Source organism: Pseudomonas sp. R19M (genome assembly GCF_050312585.1).
Classification (GTDB): domain Bacteria; phylum Pseudomonadota; class Gammaproteobacteria; order Pseudomonadales; family Pseudomonadaceae; genus Aquipseudomonas; species Aquipseudomonas palleroniana.
The window spans coordinates 52,226-71,160 of the sequence record NZ_JBNPJV010000097.1 but is presented as its reverse complement, the minus strand read 5'-3'; the positions used below and the strand labels follow the sequence as shown (position 1 = coordinate 71,160).

Genomic DNA, 18,935 nt, shown 5'->3' with positions numbered 1-18,935 from the left:
AGGGGCAGATGAAGGGCCTGACACCCCGCATTCGCGAGCAAGCCCGCTCCCACATGGGTTTTGTAGTGTTTGGCAGATCAGGTTATTTACCGCCGGTGATTTGCTTCACCAACTGTTCATGCCCCTTCACATCATCCGCCCGGGAGATCGCCTGGATCACCAGCAAATGGTTGCCTGAACCGCCCAAAAAGGTCGAGTTCAAGGTCTTGCCGCCGCCTTGTGTCGCAGTGCTGTCCACTTGACGCAGGCCCAAGCCTTTGAAGGTCAGTTTTTTCTCGTTTTGCTTCTTGAAGTCGGGCAGGGCGGCGCTCTGGTCCTTGACGAAGTCGGCCACCGCGCCGTCGAGGAATTGCGCGTCGTTATCCTTGATCGTAGCTCCATCGTTGCGTACGGTTTCGGCGACGATCACCACACTTTTTGTGGTCGCGTTGGCGTACAGCGTGCCCTGGGTGTCGGCGGTGCCATCCTCTGCCTTGCCGGAAGGCAGCGTATCGGCGATGTAGGCCTTGGGCAGGCTGAAGGTGAATTTGCCGCCCAGGGTCGAGATGGTTTGCGTGGTCGGTTTGCCGGCAGCGAATACGCTGCCGGCGGTAAGCGCGAGGGCCAGCAGGGCGGCGGTCTTGATGAGAGTGGCCATGAAGCGCTCCAGTGATGAACGAAATTGCGGCGTATTCTGTCAGAAAATTCGCAAGATCGTTCATCGGCAGCCCTACACCTTATCGGACTCTTCCTGAAGCCGGTCCATCTCAAACAGCCGCGCCAGTTCTGCGCGGGCTTCCTGGGCGGTCTGCATCACCTTGGCCGCGTCGTCGTATACCGCATGTTGCGCGGCGAGGACTTGCAGGTCGTGGTTTTTGAAGCGCGTGATGCGGGCGTCGGCCTGGGCCTGGCTCAAACCGAGGCCAACCAGGGTGCGGCGGCTCATCTCCAGGCTGGAATAGAAGGTTTCGCGCACGGGCGAGGCGTCCAGGTCTACCAGACGGTGCACGTGCTGGCGGTTACGCGCACGGGCGATGATCTTCATGTGCGGGTAGAGGTTGCGCACCAGTTCGGCGGTCTTGATGTTGATCTCGGGGTCGTCCATGGCGATCACGAAGAACTCGGCCTGGTCGACCTTGGCCGCGTGCAGGATTTCCGGGCGCTGCGGGTCACCATAGAACACCGGCATGCCGCCGAAACTGCGGGTCAGTTCGATGGTTTCCACCGACGTGTCCAGTGCAATGAACGAAATATTCTGCGCCCGCAGGATACGCGCGACGATCTGGCCCATGCGGCCCATGCCGGCAATCACCACCCGTGGCGCATCACTCTCGATGGTGCGGTATTCCTCCGGCACTTCCACCGGTTTGACCTTGGGCTTGAACAGCTTGGGGCAGACCAGCAGCAACAGCGGCGTCACTGCCATGGACAGGGTGATGGTCAGCACCAGCACATCGTAGAGGTGCGGTTCGAACAGGCCCTGGTCACGGCCGATCTTGAACACCACGAAGGCAAACTCACCGCCCGCCGCCAGCACCACGCCCAGGCGCAGCGCGCTTTCGCGGTTGAGATCGCCCACCAGGCGCCCGACTGCGTATAGCAGCGGCAGTTTGAGGCCGATCAACAGCAGGGTCAGGCCGATGACCACCAGCGGCGAACTGAGCAACAGGCTGAGGTTGGCGCCCATGCCCACGCTGATGAAAAACAGGCCCAGCAGCAGGCCCTTGAACGGCTCGATCTGGGATTCCAGTTCGTGGCGGTATTCCGAATCCGCCAGCAGCAGGCCGGCGAGGAAGGCGCCGAGGGCCATGGACACCCCGACCAGCTCCATCAGCCAGGCGGTGCCGATGACCACCAGTAACGCGGTGGCGGTGGACACTTCACGCAGGCCGGTCTTGGCCACGATGCGAAACACCGGACGCAGCAGGTAACGCCCGCCGATGATCACCACGGCGATGCTGCCGAGAATTTGCAGTACATGCTGCCAGCCTTGGGCTTCAGTGGTGGGGTGGTCGCTACCGGCCAGCAGTGGCACCAGGGCGATCAGCGGGATCGCGGCAATATCCTGGAACAGCAGAATCGCAAAGGCCAGGCGCCCGTGGGGTTGGTTGAGTTCCTTGCGCTCGGCCAGGCTCTGCAGGCCAAAGGCGGTGGAGGACAGCGCCAGGCCCAGGCCGAGTACGATCGCGCTGTTCCACGCCTGGCCAAATAGCCACAGGGCCACCACGCCCATGACCAGGCCGGTGAGCAACACTTGGGCCAGGCCGACGCCGAACACCGCCTTGCGCATCACCCATAACCGCTTGGGCGACAGCTCCAGGCCGATGATGAACAACAGCAACACCACGCCCAGTTCCGAAAACTGCGCCACGCTTTGCGGGTTACCCACCAGGCCCAGCACCGAGGGGCCGATGACCACGCCAGCGAACAGATAGCCCAGCACCGCGCCCAGTTGCAGACGCTTGGCCAAAGGCACGGTCAGCACGGCGGCGAGCAGGAACACCACGGCTGCTTGTAACAGGTTGCCTTCATGGGGCATGGAGAACTCCAGGATCAGTAAACATGAATCTACAGGCGCCATTAGAACGCCTTTTACCTTTGGAAACTTGTACTTGTGCGGCGAGATTATAATCAGCCACTGCGAAAAAACTCCCGCAGCAACGCGGCGAGCGTTCACGCCGGTCAGGATTCACCTTTGTCAGCGCCATGCTTTGTTACTATCGCCGCCCATCGTCACCAGGAGTCACCGGCCCATGCAACACCAGTGGGATGAAATGCACCGTACCCGCAAGCCCACCTTTTTGCTGTGCGGCGAGCCCCAGGGGGAGGTGCTCAATCTCTACGTTCACGGTTATTCGGCGTTCTTCAACCGCCAGCAACTGGGCAGTTTCAAGCAACAACTGGCGAGTATCGAAGGCTCGACCAACCTGATGCTGTTCTGGCCGGCGGGGCATTTCCTGGAAAACCTGTTCGCGCCGTTCAAGGACGTGCTCGCCTCGATGCTCGGCGGTGGCGGCGTGGGCGCTGCGACGGTGGGGGTGGGCAAGGCGATTGCCTATTTCCTCGATCATTACAAAAGTGTCGAGGCGCGTGTCGATGAAGTGGCCAAGACCTTATTGCCCGAGCTGGCCGGCTACCTGCGCGCTGAAGCGCTGCCGGTGCGGCGTATCAACCTGATCGGCCATTCCCTCGGCGCGCGCATCCTGGTCAAGAGTGTGTTGGCCAGCCCGCAGGTCGCCCGCGAGTTGCCGTTGAATAATCTGCTGCTGATGGGCGGGGCGATCTGTACGTCCAGCCCGTGGGAAGAGGTGTCGGTGCCATTCAAGGGGCGGGTGATCAACTGCCACTCGAGCAAGGACTGGGCACTGGCGATAAAACCGGATACCGAGCGCTGCATTGGTCGCTATGCCATTGAGGTCACACCGGCGTTGAAGGCCAAGGTCACCAATGTGCATCTGCCGACTTTCGATCACGCCGCCTACTGGCCGCAATTGCAGACGGTGGTGCAATACACCGACCTGTTGCAAGAGCGGCGCGGCCTGATCCGCGCCGACCAGCGTAGCGCTGAGGTGCGGTTCGCCGAGGAAGACGTGGCGCTGTTCCCGGCACTGGTGCAGGCGCGCCCGGAAGAGCTGAAGTTTCTCGCTGAGCTGATGGCGCAAAAGCGCAGCGCCTCAATCGATGCCAGTGTGCGTGAACCGCTGAAACTGGCCATCGAGTTGCAGCGCATGGGCGGTGACAGCTTCATGAACCTGGCCCGCGGCCATGGCGTGAGTTATCGCCAGATTGCCGAGGATGTGGCTCAACGGCTGGGGATCAAGTTCGATGAGCCGGTTGAGTCCGTGGCGCTGGCGGAGATCGAGGCGCAGGTCGCGCAAACACTGATCGAGCAGTACAAAGACAAACTGAGCGGCGCCGACCGGCAGGCTTTCGACGCTGAACTCAAGGCTGCTGCCCAAAGAGAGCAGGGGTTGTTCACCCGCTTCGACCTGGGCCGTTCGGCGACCACCGCGTTGAGCGGCACCGCATTGGCGGGGCTCACCGGGTTTATCCTGCGCCGGGGCGCGGCCACCGCGATTCCGGTGGTGGGCCAGGTGCTGGCGGCGGCGATGTTGCTGGTCAGCGGTGTGCGTGCATTTTCCGGCCCGGCTTACTCGATCACCACCTTGGCGGTGCTGGTGGTCGGCATGATTCGCCAGCGCATGGAGCGTGAGGCTCTCAACCATGAAATGGACCTGGCGGTACAAGTGGTCGAAGCGTTTGACCTGCCCCGGGAAACGGTGATGCGCACGGTTGCGTCCGACTGCTAAGCTGCACGCCTGTCTTGTGTTGTCTGCCTGGAATGCCGCGTGAAATTCAGCCTGCCGAAAATCGCTACCGCCCCGTTCTGCCCGCCGGAAGTGGCAGGCTCCGTTGCCGTCGACCCCAAGGCTTCGTTCTTCAAGCGGATGTTGATGTTCGCCGGCCCCGGCCTGTTGATCTCCATCGGATACATGGACCCGGGCAACTGGGCAACGGCCATCGAGGCCGGTTCGCGCTACGGCTACAGCCTGTTGTTTGTGGTCCTGCTGGCAAGCCTGGCCGGCATGGCGGTGCAATGCCTGTGCTCGCGGCTGGGTATCGCCACCGGCAAAGACCTCGCCCAGCTGTGCCGCGAGCGCTATAGCCGGCGCTCTGCACGCACCCAGTGGGTGCTGGCGGAAATCTCCATCATCGCCACCGACCTCGCCGAAGTGCTCGGCTGCGCCCTGGCGTTTCACCTGCTGCTGGGCGTGTCGCTTACCACGGGCATCGTCATCACCGCCTTCGACACGTTATTGGTCCTGGCCCTGCAAAACCGAGGGTTCCGCCGCCTGGAGGCAATCATGCTGGCGCTGGTGGCTACCATCGGCGTGTGCTTCTTTATCGAGCTGGTGCTGATCAAGCCTTACTGGCCGGAAGTGCTCAGCGGCTTCACTCCGTCGCTGTCGGCTATCAGCGACGCGGCGCCGCTGTACCTGGCCATCGGCATCCTGGGCGCTACGGTGATGCCCCATAATCTCTACCTGCACACCTCCGTCGTGCAAACCCGGTTGATCGGCAAGGACCTCGCCAGCAAACAGGATGCGGTCAAGCTGGCCCGTATCGACACAATTGGCTCCTTGGCCCTGGCATTGCTGGTGAACGCCGCGATCCTGGTGCTGGCGGCGGCTGCGTTCTACAAGACCGGCCATACCGATGTGGTCGAGATCCAGGACGCCTACCATCTGCTGGACCCACTCGTGGGTGGTGCTTTCGCCAGTATCCTGTTCGGTATCGCCCTGCTGGCCTCCGGGCAAAGCTCCACCTTCACCGGCACCATCGCCGGGCAGGTGATCATGGAGGGTTACCTCAACCTGCGCATTCCGTGCTGGCAGCGACGGTTGATCACTCGTGGGCTGGCGCTGATCCCGGCGTTCCTCGGGGTGTGGCTGATGGGGGACGAGGCTATCGGCAAGCTGCTGATCCTTAGCCAGGTGGTGCTCAGCCTGCAGTTGCCGTTCGCGCTTTACCCGCTGATCCGCATGACCGATGACAAGCAATTGATGGGGCCATTCGTCAATCGGCTACCCACGCGGTTACTGGCGTGGTTCCTGTTTGCGCTGATCAGTGGGGCGAATGCGTGGTTGATTGGGCAGTGGTTGTTCTGAACTCAATGCGCGAGGTGATCAAACGGTCTACACCAGGATCGCCAGGGATGTGTACTGCGCAACCTGAGAGTCAGCCGTCAGTAGCTTCATCGGTTCGAGCATGGCTGTTGCCACGATAAGCCGATCAAAAGGGTCCTTGTGATGTGGCTGAAGATCCTTTACCGCAATGGCATGTTCTGATGTGACGGGCAATTCGACGAAGCCGCTTTCCAGGCAGTAGTCTCGGATTTCATCCAGGTCTATATCGAGTTTCCCCTGGCCGGCTTTTATCGCCATTTCCCAAAAGCTCGCAGCACTGACGTAAATGTCGGCCGCATGTTTAATCAGTCTTTGAGCTTCGTTGGGCAACTTGGGGTCATCGTTGAGTGCCCACAGCAGGATATGGGTATCCAACAACACTCTCATGAAAGGTTACCTTCAAACGCATCCAGTACTTCGTCAGGAAGCGGCGCGTCGAAGTTTTCGGGGATAGCGAGTTTGCCTTTCATGGCGCCGATGCGTCGTCCTTTCGAATTTCCCATGGGAACAAGCTGTGCCATCGCGCGCCCGTGCTTGGCGATGGTGATGACTTTGCCAGCGGCGGCCTCGTCGACCAGCTTCGACAGATTGGTTTTCGCTTCCCCCAAGGGCACGATGGTCATGTGACTTTCCCCCTGTTTTGGCCAAATGCAATCAATGCTGCGCGAGCTATCAAAAACCGGTCGGGCGCTGGTTGACGCGGCTCGTTCAGCACGCGATGGCTTGTAGTACATGAATTCCATGGCTTCTCTCCTGAAAGGGGGTCTGCCAAAGTCTGCTTGAGTACTCGATGCACGTGAATGATGGCTCGTAAAATCAGAACGAGCCTACTTTTCCAATGAGGAAATTTCCTTTCCTACCGATCCCAATACGGCACCCGTCCAAAACACTCCACAAAATAATCAATCACCGTGCGCACCTTCAGCGACAGCCGTCGGCCGCCGGGCCATAGCGCGGCTATCTGTTGCGGCTCCAGGGTCGTCGCCACTTCGTAGTCGGTGAGCACTGCCTGCAAGGTGCCGGCGCGCAAGCTCTCGCCAATCAGCCAGGACGGAAACACCACCAACCCCAGGCCCTGTTCGGCGGCGTGGGTGAGTGTGTCGGCATGGTTGCCGGTGATGGGGCCTTTGACGCTATAGGGTGTCCAGTCGCCTGGGGCGCGTCGAAAGAACCAGCGTTGCTGGCCGGTGACGCCCTTGTAGGCCAGGCATTGATGCTTGACCAGTTCATCAGGGTGGCTCGGCGTGCCATGGCGGGCCAGGTAAGCGGGGCTGGCGGCGATACGAAAGCGTTGGGGCGCGAAGATGCGTGCCTGCATGCTGGAGTCGTTGAGCACACCGATGCGAAACAACAAGTCGGTGCCGTCTTGCAACGGATCGACGTAGGTGTCGGTTTGCTGGATTTCCAGTTGCAACTTCGGGTAGCGCCGGCACAGCTCGCCGAGCCATGGGGACAGGTGACGCTGGCCGAACACCATCGGCGCATTGATGCGCACCAGGCCGCTGGGCTCTCGTTCATGTTCCTGCAGGGCTTGGCCGGCGGCTTCCAGTTGCTCCAGCATCACGCGTGCATGCTGGCCGAGCAGGCGCCCGGCCTCGGTGGGGCTGACCGCACGGGTGTGGCGGTAGAGCAGTTGTTGGCCGAGGGCCTGTTCCATCAACTGGATCTGCCGGGAAATGGAGGAGGGCGCCAGGCTTTCGCGGCGCGCCACTGCGGAAAAACTGCCGTAGTCGAGCACCGCGACAAACAGGCGCAACGCCTTGAAACTCAGTTCATTCAAACCCTGCATGGTAATCCCTGGCTGTGCGTGTTGCGCAAAGGTGTTGTCAGCATGCTCCCATTTATCGCACAGGACGGCCACCGGATAATGCGCGCCATGTTTCCTTTTCTGAAGCGCAGGTGATGTATGCAAGCCAGTTCTACTGCGGCCATGGCGCAGGCCCGGCCGAAAAAAAACCTATTGCGGCTGCTGTTGTTGCCGTTGGTGATCATGGCGGGCATGGGCTTGTCGGTGGAGGCCGGTCTGTTGGGGCCGCTGGGGGCTCAAGTCGGCCATTTATGGGCGACCTTGAGTATTTTTGGCGTCGGCTCGGCGATCCTGTTTTTGCTGCTGTTGTTCAGCGGCCCGCAAAAAGGCCCGGCGCTGGCCGGGCTGCCGCGCTGGCAATTGATCGGCGGGTTCCTGGGGCCGATCTACGTGGTGGTGCTGACGCTTGCCACGCCGCACATCGGGGTGGCGATGACCATGATCGCGATCTTGTCGGGCCAGGTCGGCAAGAGCGTGTTGATCGATCATTTCGGTTGGTTCGGCACTGCACGCAAGCGGGTCAATGTCGAGCGCTGGATTGCGCTGGCGTTGATTGTGGCGGCATTGATCCTGATTGCACGAGGGTAAGGCAATGAACCTGATTTTATTATTGGTACTGGTGATCGCCGCCGGTGCGGTGCTGAGTGTGCAGGCGGCGATCAACGGTCGCCTGGGGCAGTCGGTGGGCGTACTGCGCAGCAGCTTGCTGACCTTCGCGGTCGGCGCACTGGTCACGGCATTGTTGGTTTTCTTCTTCGAACCGGCCCATGCCGTCAGTTTGCTGGATGTGCCCAAATGGCAGCTGACCGGCGCCTTGTTCGGCGTGGTGTACATGATCGTGATGGTCGGCGCGGTGCCCGTGGTCGGCACGGCAGTGGCGACGGTGGCGGTCATCGTCGGCCAGTTGGGCATGGGCATGCTGATCGACAATTTCGGCTGGCTGGGCAACCCGGCCATCGAACTGTCGGGCAGCCGGATCCTGGCGATGGTGCTGCTGGCGCTGGCCCTGGTGTTTATGTATCGCAGCAACAGAAGCCAGGTCGACTAACGGCGCTGAACCCTGCTTGCTTGCCGGCAGTCACTGTTTAAGGTGCGGCATCCGCTGCGCCGAGACGACCATGTAAAAGGAGTCTGACCATGGCTGATAACACCTGTGCCTGCCCACATTGCAAATGCCTACTGGGTAAAAATGCGGTGATGAAGGACGGTAAGGGCTATTGCTGCGAAGGCTGTGCCGAGCACCATGCCCATGGCGAGCCGTGCGCCTCGTCGACCGGCTGTGAATGCGCCAAGTCGGCGCATGCTTGAATACGCTCGGTTAAAAATCCTCTCGGATTATCGGGTGGCGGTCATTACCATGGCCGCTCACCCTTGACTGAATGTGCACCCCATGGCCCTGGCCGCTCCCCCCGACCTGACTGATCATGCCGTCCCCGTGCAACCCCTGGCACGCACGTACCCGCGAGGCTTGTATGTGGAGCCGCACAGTCATGACTGGGGGCAGTTGCTCTACGCCATGAGCGGCGTGATGTGGGTCGAGACGCCCCGTGAAGCCTTGGTTGTGCCGCCGCAGCGCGCAGTGTGGCTGCCTCCGGGTGTGGAGCATGGGATTCGCGTGGTCTCGGACCTGCAGATGCGCAATATCTACCTGCGCCCGGCGTTGGCCGCGACACTGGACAGCCAGGTGCAGGTGATTGAAGTCGGTGGGCTGCTGCGTGAGTTGATCGTCAGCCTGGTCGAGCAAGGCGATAGCGGCGATTCGGCGTATTACGATGCGGTGGTCGGCCTGGCGCTGTTGGAACTGCAACGGGCACGCCGCTCGCAGATCCGCATCGCCATGCCGCCGCAAGCGGATCGGCGGCTGATCAGCGCCTGCCAGGCGGTGATGGCGGCGCCGTCGCTGGAGATTCCCTTCGAGCAACACGCCGAGGCGGCAGGTGCCAGTGTGCGCACCCTGGCGCGGTTGTTCCAGCAGCATCTGGGCATGGGCTTCGCCGAGTGGCGTCGGCAAGTGCAGTTGGCCACGGCGGTGGCTGAGCTGATCCAGGGCCAATCGGTCAGCGGCATCGCCCGCTCCCTGGGCTATTCACCCAGCAGTTTCAGCGACATGTTCCGACGCGAACTCGGCGTGGCGCCGTCGCACTATGTCGGCTGAGGCTTGGCCGAAATCCTGAAGCACTTGGCCGATGCTTCCGGGATGGGCTCACTACACTGAGCCCATCAACTCGCCAGGCGTGAACGTCATGAACTACTTTGCTTCCCTCGCCATCGGCCTGCTCGTCGGCCTGATCTACGGTGCCTTGGACTTTCGCTCCCCCGCACCGCCCGCCATTGCCCTGGTGGGCCTGATGGGCATGCTGCTCGGTGAAAAGCTCTGGCCCATGGGGCGTGAGTGGCTGAGCGCCTGGTTGTCCTGATTTACTCTTTCCCTTCGATGGATATTGGCCATGAAAGCATTGCAATTTTCCGCCACGGGCGACCTGGCGGCCCTGAGTTTCGTTGAGGTCGCCCAACCGGTGCCGGCTGCGGGTGAAGTGTTGGTCCAGGTCAAAGCGGCCGGCCTGAACCCCAGTGATGTGAAAAACGTGCTCGGGCGTTTTCCCTACACCACCTTGCCGCGTATTCCCGGACGGGACTTTGCCGGTGTCGTGGTGGAAGGCCCGCCAGCGCTGGTCGGCCAGGCGGTTTGGGGCACCGGCCGTGACCTTGGCTTTTTTGCCGACGGGTCTCACGCACAGTACCTCACCGTGTCGGCCAAGGGCGTCGCGCACAAACCCACGCACTTGAGTTTTGCCCAGGCCGCCAGCCTTGGCGTGCCGTACACCACCGCTTGGGATGCCCTGGAGCGCAGTGGTGTCGGCAAAGGCACGCGCGTGTTGGTGATTGGCGCCAACGGTGCTGTCGGCAGCGCGGCGTTGGCCCTGGCGAAAATTCGCGGTGCCCAGGTACTGGCGGCGGTGCGCAAGGCCGATCAGGTCGAGGTACTGCAGGCGCAAGGGGTTGATGCGATTGCCCTGGCGCAACCCGAAGCATTGGGCAAGCAGGTCAATGCGGTGTTCGAGGGCGGGGCGGATGTGATCTTCGATACCACCGGTTTTTGGCTGCCGGCTGCGGTCGCGGGGTTGGCGCCATTCGGGCGCATCGCAATCATCGCCGCGCCGGTCGACGGTCACGTGCAACTGCCGGCCCTGGCGTTGTACCGCAAGGGGGGCTCGGTGGTGGGTATCAATTCGCTGCTCTACAACTGTGAGCAGTGCGCGGTGATGCTGGAGCAGTTTGGGCGCTTCTTTGATGAAGGCTCGCTGCCGCTGCCGACAGGGTTGCGTGAAGTGGCGTTGGCCGAGGGCGTCCAGTGCTATGAGCAAGTGAACAGCGGCAGTGCGGACAAGATCATTTTCCTGCCTTGATGCCGCCCAAAAATGTGGAGGGGGGCAAGCTCTAATGCCAGTCAGTTAAGCGATTAAGCGGGCGATGAATAAATTGTGGGAGGGGGCTTGCTCCCGATAGGCCGCGCAGCGGCCTCAAAAATGGGCCTGCTACGCAGTCCATCGGGAGCAAGCCCCCTCCCACAGTGACCGCGTTAATCCTTAATTGACTGGCATTAGGGCAAGCCCGCTCACTACAGATCATGTGTTCTGCAGCCCTCCCTGCATTTGATCTTTATCAGGCGTCTGGAACGCCTTTTTCCCACGCCGACCAATTCTTCAGAATCGCCTGTACCAGCGGGTTACCCGTGCGGTACAGGTTTTCCAGTGCCGGCACGAACCCCCCTTGGTCTGCGTACTTCAACAGGTTGTCCACCTCGCTGTAGCCGGGATAAGGCCGGTCGAAATCGGAGCCCGCACGCACCACGGCCAGCCGCTGGATATCCACCAGGCCTTCGCGACTGGCGCGCAGCAGGGCTTCATAGGTGGAGTTGTCTTCCTGCTGGGTGGTGCAGTATTCGCCTTTATTGTCCGTGAGCAGGCGAGTCCAGACCTCGGCGCGTTCGCTCAGGCGCGTGCCGGAGAACCAGGTGTTACCGGCCAGGGTGTCGCAACGTGTGACCTGTGGCGGTTGGTTGGCCGGGGCGGACGGGTAGTGTTTACGCCAGGCGCTGGATTCCTTGCTTTCGCTCAACTCGACTTTCTGCGACAAGGCAAACGCCTTGGCCTGCAGCTTGGGGTTGAGCTCAAACACTTCGGTCTTGTAGTCCAGCGGTGGTTTCTCGTTCGGCCCCTTGGTATTGATGCCGATGTAACCCGTCGGCCAATCCTTGGGTGCATCGCGTGAGTCCAGCTCCCACTGGGTGCCGAATTCCACCAGGTAATGGGCCCAGGCGGCTGTACCGATGGTGCCGTGCTTGGGGTTGATACCGGCAATCCCGGCGATCAGGAAGTAGCTCTGGCGCAGGTCGAACTTGGGCGACAAGGCCAGGGCGAGGGTGGAGGCGGCGGCGTTGGTCTGGCCCATGCCGGTGACCAGCAGGCAAACAGCCTGAGTGTTGCAGCGTATCACCGGGTATTCGGCGGAAAGCCCCGGCACGCGGACTTCCTGCTTGAGTTCCAGACGGTCTATCCAGGTCTGCGCCTCAGACGCGAACATGGTGATCAGCATCACCTTCGGCTTGATCGGCGCAGGCGCATCGGCCAGTACCACATGCGGCAAAAACGCCAGGCCGATGGCCAGCGAGAGACGGGTAAGCACGTTCATCTAAAGCTCCTTGATCAGAATTGGTAACCCACACCGGCGTAATAGCCCCAGCCTTCGGAGCGGGCGCGGAAGTTGCCCTCGCCGAAGTTCAGCTCGCTGCCATCCTCCCAGTTGCCGCCGTTGTGGAAATAACGACCCACCAGGGTGAAGCGCAGATGGGTAAACGAGTACAGCAGCACGTTGGTGGCCACCAACGCATTGGCGGTGCGCGCCGGGTTGTCCTTGTGCAGGCTTGAGCCGAAATCGTAGTTGGTAAAACCGATATAGGTCAGCGACGCACCGTTATCGAACGTACTGATGGGCACGATGTACTTCATTTGCGCACGGTAGCCGTCCCACGAATATTCATTGCTGGCGCCATAGTTCTCCCACTGGTAGCGCCCATAAAAGTTGGCCGACAGGTTGACCCGCGAATGGGTGTCGATGTCGGTGCCCAGGCCGCTGTACAGGGTGTTGGCACGGTTGGACTTATTGCTGCCGTGGTCATAGATCCAGTCAAACGCGACGTACCATTCCTTGAACGGGCCGACGGCCAGGCTGCGACCTGCCAGGTAGTCGATGGAGATCCGCGGCTCGTGCTCCATGAACACGGGCGAGCCATGGTCCCACGCGCCTTTGTCATTACTGTTACCGATGCCGAGAATCTTCGGCACGTCGATATAGCCATACAGCTCGAACGGGCCCTTGCGGCCGAAGTACTCGTATTCCAGGTAGACGTCATCTTGCGGCTTGGGGCCGAAGCTGATGTCTTTGCTGCCGATCAGCGTCAGGTCCTGGTTGAACCAGTCCGACAGGTACGTGCCTTTTTTTGCGGGGCCGGCATCAGGGTTCTTGGTTTCAGGACTGAGCGCTTCGCCCTGTGCTGAGTCATCGACCGGTGTCGGCTGCGCCAAAATGGGTGCGCTGAGTACTCCCGTAACGGCGGCCAGTAGCAAGGAAACACCAAAGCAAGCATGACGCCTTGAAGTGGAGTGCATTGAAAATCCCTATTCGTACGCGGTTTGAACCCGATTGCTCGGGTAAGGTGAACTTGGCTGCCAAGTTCATTTCGCAAACGTTTGCACGCGGCGTACCAACTTTGCTCAAAGGGTTGAGCACTATGAAAAAAATCTGAATTAACTGGCCTTTTGATCAAAAATGACTGGGTGTCATTTTTACGGGCTAACCCAAGGAGTTCCTTGATGTTCGAACGCTATTTGCAATCCTGGAACCTGAGTGCCGACGGCGAGCCTATCGTGACGCCCGGCAGCCACTTGCTGCCCGTGCGCTGGCAAGGCTGCCCGGCGATGTTGAAAATTGCCCATACCTCGGAAGAAAAGCTCGGTGGGCGGTTGATGAGCTGGTGGGCAGGCGATGGCGCCGCGCAGGTGTACGCCCATGATGACGATGCGTTGTTGATGGAACGTGCCACCGGCCCGGGTTCTTTGATGCGTATGGCGCTCACGGGTCAGGATGACGAAGCCAGTCGGATTGCCTGCGCGACGGTTGCCAGACTGCACGCGCCGCGTCCATCGCCACCGCAAGGGTTACTGACCCTGGACGTCTGGTTTCAGTCTTTGTGGAATGCGGCTGAGGATGAGGGCGGCAGGTTGCTCGACTGCGCAGCGACGGCGCGTGCGTTGCTGGCGGCGCAACAGGACATCGTGGTGCTGCATGGTGATGTCCATCACGACAATATTCTCGACTTCGGTGCGCGGGGTTGGCTGGCGATCGACCCAAAGCGGGTGATGGGCGAGCGCGGTTACGACTACGCCAATCTGATCTGTAACCCGGATTTGCCTACCTGTAACGACCCGGTACGTTTCATCCGCCAGGTTGACGTGATTGCACAAACGGCCGGCCTCGCACGCCCACGCCTGCTGCAATGGGTAGTGGCGCATGCCGGATTATCGGCAGCCTGGTTTCTTGAGGACGGAGAACGCCAGCGCGCAGAAATCAATCTTGAGGTCGTCCACCTGGCACAAAGCGCGTTGGCCCGGTAACCGACGCTACAGGCCAGTGCGGTTGAACCATCGCATCGCCGTTTCACGGCGATATTCACTCGGCGTCAGATTCATCTCGATCCGAAAGTGCCGGTTGAAGTTGGACAGGTTGGCGTAACCCACTTCAAAGCAGATAGCCGCCACCGACATCTCGCTTTGCAGTAACAACCGGCAGGCGCGCTGCACGCGGAACTTGCGCATCAGCTCGATAAAACCATGGCCGGTGTTGCGCTTGAAGAACCTCGAGAAGCCCGCTTCGCTCATCTCCAGTTGCCGGGCGATCACCGACAGGCGCACGTCGCCGGTGAGTTCCCGGATCAGGTAGTCGAAGGCCTGGTTGATGCGTTCGGCACTGCGCGCATCCAGCGTGGGGGCGTAGCAGGGGCTGGCCAGTGTCTGAACCTGCTGCTGTGGTGCGGTTTTCAGGGTGTCGAGCAGTTGCAGGAACAGGATCAGCCGTTGCAGGCCCTGGGCATGACCGATGGCCTCGATCAACTGTGCCGCCTGCGTGGCCGTGCTGCCGCTGAATGCCAGGCCGCGCCGCGCCCGTTCGAACAAGGGGAGCAAATCGCCCAGCTCCGGCAGGTTTTTGCGCAGGGCGAGGAGGGCGGCGCCGTCGAATTGCAGCACCACGTCGCGCCCCTTCAGGTATTCGCCGGGGGCGAGGTCGCCGATCCAGTCGTGAGGCAGGTCCGGGCCGATCAGCGCAACATGCCCGGCGTTGAACGCACCGATGTAATCCCCGGCGACCAGTTTGCCGCTGCCTTGGCGGATCAGGTGGATTTCGAACTCGGGATGGTGGTTCCAGCGCGCCAGGTCGTAAGGGTAGTCATGTTCGAACCAGCGAAAGCAGCGGTCCGGTTCGGGCAGGATCACTTCAAGTTCGGCGGGGCGATGCTCGAACAGTTCGGCGCGGCTGACGGGCATGCTCATGCCTCTTTTCAAGTAAGGGAACGCCTCAAAATACGCGCACCGGCAGCCTCTGCGCTACCCAGGGTTTCGCCCTGAGCCGATACTTTTTTGATTTTGACGATGAGGTTAAAAAAGTATCAGTCGAGCATTCGCCACGCGTTTGTGAGGGTTTGGTCAAGCTGCTGTAATCGGCCCTCAACAACAAAAACAACAGGTGGAAACCGCTATGTCCAAGCTCCCGCAAGCGTTGTTCGTGCTGGCCGGCCTGGCGTTGGCCTTGCCCAGCCACGCCGCCGACACCGTGACCATCGCCACGGTCAACAACAGCGACATGATCCGCATGCAGCGTCTGTCCAAGGTCTTCGAGCAGCAGCATCCGGGCATCCAGCTCAACTGGGTGGTGCTGGAGGAAAACGTGTTGCGCCAGCGCCTCACCACGGATATCGCCACCCAGGGCGGGCAGTTTGACGTGCTGACCATCGGCACTTATGAAACGCCACTGTGGGGCGCCAAACACTGGCTGGAACCGCTGAGCCCACTCCCGGCGGATTACGACGCCGACGATATCTTCCCCGCCGTGCGTCAGGGCCTGTCGGTCAACAACACCCTGTATGCCTTGCCGTTCTATGGCGAAAGTACGCTCACCTACTACCGTACCGACCTGTTCAAGCAGGCCGGGCTGACGATGCCCGCGCACCCGACCTGGACCCAGCTCGGCGAATTCGCCGCCAAGCTCACGGCAAAAGACCAGGACCAATACGGCCTGTGCCTGCGTGGCAAGGCGGGTTGGGGCGAAAACATCGCATTGTTGAGCACCATGGCCAACGCCTTTGGCGCACGCTGGTTCGATGAACAATGGCAGCCTGAGCTGACCAGCCCCGAATGGACGGCGGCGGCCAACTACTACGTCAACACCCTGAAGCACTATGGGCCGCCTGGGGTTTCCAGCAATGGTTTCAACGAAACCCTGGCACTGTTCAACAGCGGCAAGTGCGCGATCTGGGTCGACGCCAGCGTCGCCGGCTCCTTCACCACCGACAAAAGCCAGAGCAAAGTAGCCGACAGCGTGGGTTTTGCGGCGGCCCCCACCGAAGTCACCGACAAAGGCTCCTCCTGGTTGTATGCCTGGTCCCTGGCTATCCCGGCTACGTCCAGGCACAAGGACGCGGCCAAGGCATTTATCACGTGGGCGACATCCAAGGACTACATCCAGTTGGTGGCTGATCAGGAAGGCATCGCCAACGTGCCGCCAGGCACCCGCCAGTCCACCTACAACCAGGCTTACCTGAAAGCTGCGCCGTTTGCCCAGGTGACCCTGGAGATGATGAAGCATGCTGACCCTGCGCACCCCTCGGCCCAACCGGTGCCTTACGTGGGGATCCAGTACGTGACGATTCCCGAGTTCCAGGCCATCGGCACCTCGGTTGGCAAGCTGTTCTCGGCGGCGCTCACCGGCGGCATGTCGGTTGACCAGGCATTGCTTGAGGCCCAGTCGACCACCGAGCGCGAGATGAAGCGCGCCGGCTATCCCAAATAGCTACCCAACAGCTACCCAATAACGCTCAAACAACACCCCTATGACCCCCGAGGGACCACGCTCATGAAACGACTGCAAGGTAAAAGCGCGCTGATCACCGGATCGGCACGCGGCATCGGCCGCGCCTTTGCCCAGGCTTATATTGCCGAAGGGGCTAGCGTCGCGATTGCCGACATCAACCTGCAACGCGCCCAGGCCACGGCGCTCGAGTTGGGCCCACAGGCTTACGCGGTGGCGATGGACGTCACCGACCAGGCCTCTATCGATGCGGCGATTGCCGCGGTGGTGGCCCATGCCGGCAAGCTCGACATCTTGATCAACAACGCGGCGCTGTTTGACCTGGCGCCGATTGTCGAGATCACCCGCGACAGCTATGAACGGCTGTTCTCGATCAACGTCGCCGGCACGCTGTTCACCCTGCAAGCCGCCGCACGGCAGATGATCAACCAGGGCCATGGCGGCAAGATCATCAACATGGCCAGTCAGGCAGGGCGGCGTGGCGAGCCGTTGGTGGCGATCTATTGTGCGACCAAGGCGGCGGTGATCAGCCTCACGCAGTCGGCGGGGTTGAACCTGATCAAGCACGGTATCAACGTCAACGCCATCGCCCCGGGGGTGGTGGACGGTGAGCACTGGGACGGGGTGGATGCGCTGTTCGCCCGACATGAAGGGCTGGCACCCGGCGAGAAGAAGAGGCGGGTAGGCGCCGAAGTGCCGTTCGGGCGCATGGGCACGGCGCAGGACCTGACCGGAATGGCGATCTTCCTGGCCTCGCAGGACGCCGACTATGTGGTTGCGCAAACCTACAACGTCGACGGTGGCAACTGGATGAGCTGACCGCGTCTATTCAGCAAAGCTGCGATCAAAGAAATACACCGCTCCAGGCTTCAGGTTCTGCACGGTCGCCTGGGGCCTGCCGCCTTCGCCGTGCTTCTTGCGCCCGGTCTCACGCAGATATCCCGCCTCGGTCAGCTTCAACAGACGCTGACGAATACTGGTCTTCAACACCGGCCGCGCCAGCACCAGCGAAAAAATCGTGGTCGCTTCCGGCGCACTGAATTCATTCCCCAGGAACAGCAACGGCAAGCTGCTGTACAGCGACTTGGAAAACAGCCGCTCCTGGACTGCCGCGACGATCAGGTTATGGTCAAACGGTAGCTTGATGCTGCCATTTGCCAGCGCATTCAGTGAAAACCAGCCCTGGTGTTCGGCCAGCGTCACCTCTTGCGCAACTATCGCCAGGTAGAAGGTGGACGACGACCAGCAACGCGGGTCGCGAAATGCATCGCCCACAGTGCCGACCTGCTCGCACCAGGCCAGGTCCAGGCCGACTTTGGCGCTCACCCGCAAACGCTCCACCGCATCCTTGAGGCTCAAGTCTTGCACATCGCCGTTGACCACCACCCCGGGCAGCGCCCAATGCCCGGCGAAGGGTTCGGCGTCGCGCTTATTGAGCAGCAGTTTCAATTCGCCGGAGGCGCGGCAGTAGAACAGCGCGCAGAGGTCGACGGTATGCAGGTAAGGGCTAAGTGGCATGGGAAATCCTTCGCAACAGCGGTGGCGCACAGTCTAACCAATCGAACAGATATGTCATGTACTGGTTCCAGCATAGATAAACAAATGTTTCTTGCAATGAAAGTACATGACGTGTACTTTTGTTTCCAGGCCACAGGAGAACCACCATGACCCTCGCGAAAACCGCCCTCGCTTCATTTGATGTCGATGCCCAGAAGAGCTTCACGCCACTGTGCCCCAACGAACTGCCGGTGGCGGGTGGTGACCAGATCGGCGCCGAGCTCAACTACATGGCCAGCCTCGTTGGCAACCGCGTGGGCAGCAAGGACGCCCACACCCCGCACGCACCGTGGGTGGTGACCGAGGCCAGCGCGATGTTGCAACCCACCCGCCTGCCTCACGCCGACCTCACCTGGGTCAGCCACTGCGTGCCGGGTACCGAGGGTTTCACGCTGCTCGATGAACTGCCCGCCCCGTATGACTACGACTACTTCGTCTGGAAGGGCGTCGAACCCGATCTGCACCCTTACGGTGCCTGCTATCACGATCTGCACGACAAGCTTTCCACCGGTGTGATCGAGTATTTGAAGGCCCAGGGCGTCGTGCGGGTGATCGTCGGCGGCCTGGCCCTGGACTACTGCGTCAAGACCACCGCGCTGCAATTGCTCAAGGCCGGCCTGGAGGTCGTCCTGCACCTGCCGGCCTGCCGGGGGATCAGCGAGGAGGGCAGCGTGCAGGCCGTCAATGAATTGCTCAAGGCCGGTGCCGTCATCAGCAGCACCCGCGAAGAACTGGCAGTACACGCCACGCGTTAAGGAGACTCA

General features: G+C 61.2%; 21 protein-coding genes. 12 read left to right on the top strand and 9 right to left on the bottom strand.

Annotated features, from left to right (window positions below; all coding sequences use genetic code 11):
- Positions 1 to 82: 82 nt before the first annotated feature.
- Positions 83 to 637 (bottom strand): hypothetical protein, encoded by a 555-nt coding sequence (locus ACQRBT_RS25165; protein WP_104993365.1) that lies wholly within the window; start codon positions 635 to 637, stop codon positions 83 to 85.
- A gap of 72 nt (positions 638 to 709) precedes the next feature.
- On the bottom strand, positions 710 to 2,518 hold the full coding sequence (locus ACQRBT_RS25160) for a monovalent cation:proton antiporter-2 (CPA2) family protein (RefSeq protein ID WP_060755366.1): 1,809 nt from the start codon (positions 2,516 to 2,518) through the stop codon (positions 710 to 712).
- A 214-nt stretch (positions 2,519 to 2,732) separates the two neighbouring features.
- Between ACQRBT_RS25160 and ACQRBT_RS25155 the strand changes: the two genes are divergently transcribed.
- Together ACQRBT_RS25155 and ACQRBT_RS25150 are read left to right on the top strand one after the other, a co-directional pair.
- Complete coding sequence (locus tag ACQRBT_RS25155; protein ID WP_412047622.1) at positions 2,733 to 4,289, top strand: DUF726 domain-containing protein; 1,557 nt, start codon at positions 2,733 to 2,735, stop codon at positions 4,287 to 4,289.
- Between the two features lie 39 nt (positions 4,290 to 4,328).
- Positions 4,329 to 5,648: an Nramp family divalent metal transporter gene (locus ACQRBT_RS25150; protein WP_412047623.1), complete on the top strand. Its 1,320-nt coding sequence runs from the start codon at positions 4,329 to 4,331 to the stop codon at positions 5,646 to 5,648.
- A gap of 27 nt (positions 5,649 to 5,675) precedes the next feature.
- Here ACQRBT_RS25150 and ACQRBT_RS25145 read toward each other — a convergent pair whose 3' ends face one another.
- The 3 genes from ACQRBT_RS25145 to ACQRBT_RS25135 all read right to left on the bottom strand — a co-directional run bounded on the left by ACQRBT_RS25145 (position 5,676) and on the right by ACQRBT_RS25135 (position 7,455).
- Positions 5,676 to 6,053, bottom strand: a complete 378-nt coding sequence (locus ACQRBT_RS25145) for a type II toxin-antitoxin system VapC family toxin (RefSeq protein WP_060755363.1) — start codon at positions 6,051 to 6,053, stop codon at positions 5,676 to 5,678.
- Positions 6,050 to 6,409, bottom strand: a complete 360-nt coding sequence (locus ACQRBT_RS25140) for a type II toxin-antitoxin system Phd/YefM family antitoxin (RefSeq protein ID WP_234016626.1) — start codon at positions 6,407 to 6,409, stop codon at positions 6,050 to 6,052. Before ACQRBT_RS25140 ends, ACQRBT_RS25145 begins: the two co-directional genes overlap by 4 nt.
- A gap of 113 nt (positions 6,410 to 6,522) precedes the next feature.
- The gene (locus ACQRBT_RS25135) at positions 6,523 to 7,455 is read right to left on the bottom strand and encodes a LysR family transcriptional regulator (protein WP_060755462.1); all 933 of its coding nucleotides are present in this window, start codon (positions 7,453 to 7,455) and stop codon (positions 6,523 to 6,525) included.
- A gap of 117 nt (positions 7,456 to 7,572) precedes the next feature.
- On the opposite strand from ACQRBT_RS25135, the gene ACQRBT_RS25130 reads away from it, so the two are divergent.
- The 6 genes from ACQRBT_RS25130 to ACQRBT_RS25105 all read left to right on the top strand — a co-directional run bounded on the left by ACQRBT_RS25130 (position 7,573) and on the right by ACQRBT_RS25105 (position 10,880).
- The gene (locus ACQRBT_RS25130) at positions 7,573 to 8,061 is read left to right on the top strand and encodes a DMT family transporter (RefSeq protein WP_060755362.1); all 489 of its coding nucleotides are present in this window, start codon (positions 7,573 to 7,575) and stop codon (positions 8,059 to 8,061) included.
- A gap of 4 nt (positions 8,062 to 8,065) precedes the next feature.
- Entirely contained in the window at positions 8,066 to 8,521 is a 456-nt protein-coding gene (locus tag ACQRBT_RS25125; protein WP_060755361.1) for a DMT family transporter, read from the top strand.
- An 89-nt stretch (positions 8,522 to 8,610) separates the two neighbouring features.
- Positions 8,611 to 8,781: a metallothionein gene (locus tag ACQRBT_RS25120; protein ID WP_412047624.1), complete on the top strand. Its 171-nt coding sequence runs from the start codon at positions 8,611 to 8,613 to the stop codon at positions 8,779 to 8,781.
- A gap of 82 nt (positions 8,782 to 8,863) precedes the next feature.
- Positions 8,864 to 9,628: an AraC family transcriptional regulator gene (locus ACQRBT_RS25115; protein WP_060755359.1), complete on the top strand. Its 765-nt coding sequence runs from the start codon at positions 8,864 to 8,866 to the stop codon at positions 9,626 to 9,628.
- Between the two features lie 88 nt (positions 9,629 to 9,716).
- Positions 9,717 to 9,890 (top strand): DUF1427 family protein, encoded by a 174-nt coding sequence (locus ACQRBT_RS25110; protein ID WP_081087031.1) that lies wholly within the window; start codon positions 9,717 to 9,719, stop codon positions 9,888 to 9,890.
- 30 nt (positions 9,891 to 9,920) lie between these two features.
- On the top strand, positions 9,921 to 10,880 hold the full coding sequence (locus ACQRBT_RS25105) for a quinone oxidoreductase family protein (RefSeq protein ID WP_060755358.1): 960 nt from the start codon (positions 9,921 to 9,923) through the stop codon (positions 10,878 to 10,880).
- Between the two features lie 256 nt (positions 10,881 to 11,136).
- Here ACQRBT_RS25105 and ACQRBT_RS25100 read toward each other — a convergent pair whose 3' ends face one another.
- Together ACQRBT_RS25100 and ACQRBT_RS25095 are read right to left on the bottom strand one after the other, a co-directional pair.
- On the bottom strand, positions 11,137 to 12,165 hold the full coding sequence (locus ACQRBT_RS25100; RefSeq protein ID WP_412047625.1) for a purine-nucleoside phosphorylase: 1,029 nt from the start codon (positions 12,163 to 12,165) through the stop codon (positions 11,137 to 11,139).
- Positions 12,166 to 12,179: 14 nt separating this feature from the next.
- Entirely contained in the window at positions 12,180 to 13,142 is a 963-nt protein-coding gene (locus ACQRBT_RS25095; RefSeq protein WP_412047626.1) for a nucleoside-specific channel-forming protein Tsx, read from the bottom strand.
- A gap of 204 nt (positions 13,143 to 13,346) precedes the next feature.
- On the opposite strand from ACQRBT_RS25095, the gene ACQRBT_RS25090 reads away from it, so the two are divergent.
- A complete protein-coding gene (locus ACQRBT_RS25090) occupies positions 13,347 to 14,147 on the top strand; it encodes an aminoglycoside phosphotransferase family protein (protein WP_412047627.1) in 801 nt (266 codons plus the stop codon).
- Between the two features lie 6 nt (positions 14,148 to 14,153).
- Here ACQRBT_RS25090 and ACQRBT_RS25085 read toward each other — a convergent pair whose 3' ends face one another.
- The gene (locus ACQRBT_RS25085) at positions 14,154 to 15,074 is read right to left on the bottom strand and encodes an AraC family transcriptional regulator (RefSeq protein ID WP_412047628.1); all 921 of its coding nucleotides are present in this window, start codon (positions 15,072 to 15,074) and stop codon (positions 14,154 to 14,156) included.
- Positions 15,075 to 15,285: 211 nt separating this feature from the next.
- Here ACQRBT_RS25085 and ACQRBT_RS25080 point away from each other — a divergent pair, with 211 nt between their 5' ends.
- Both ACQRBT_RS25080 and ACQRBT_RS25075 read left to right on the top strand, forming a co-directional pair.
- The gene (locus ACQRBT_RS25080) at positions 15,286 to 16,596 is read left to right on the top strand and encodes an ABC transporter substrate-binding protein (protein WP_060755354.1); all 1,311 of its coding nucleotides are present in this window, start codon (positions 15,286 to 15,288) and stop codon (positions 16,594 to 16,596) included.
- A gap of 63 nt (positions 16,597 to 16,659) precedes the next feature.
- Positions 16,660 to 17,433, top strand: a complete 774-nt coding sequence (locus ACQRBT_RS25075; RefSeq protein WP_060755353.1) for an L-iditol 2-dehydrogenase — start codon at positions 16,660 to 16,662, stop codon at positions 17,431 to 17,433.
- Positions 17,434 to 17,439: 6 nt separating this feature from the next.
- Here ACQRBT_RS25075 and ACQRBT_RS25070 read toward each other — a convergent pair whose 3' ends face one another.
- Positions 17,440 to 18,132, bottom strand: coding sequence for an NUDIX hydrolase (locus ACQRBT_RS25070; RefSeq protein WP_411984610.1), 693 nt, complete (start codon positions 18,130 to 18,132; stop codon positions 17,440 to 17,442).
- A gap of 146 nt (positions 18,133 to 18,278) precedes the next feature.
- Between ACQRBT_RS25070 and ACQRBT_RS25065 the strand changes: the two genes are divergently transcribed.
- Complete coding sequence (locus tag ACQRBT_RS25065; protein ID WP_412047629.1) at positions 18,279 to 18,926, top strand: isochorismatase family protein; 648 nt, start codon at positions 18,279 to 18,281, stop codon at positions 18,924 to 18,926.
- The last annotated feature ends 9 nt before the right edge of the window (positions 18,927 to 18,935 follow it).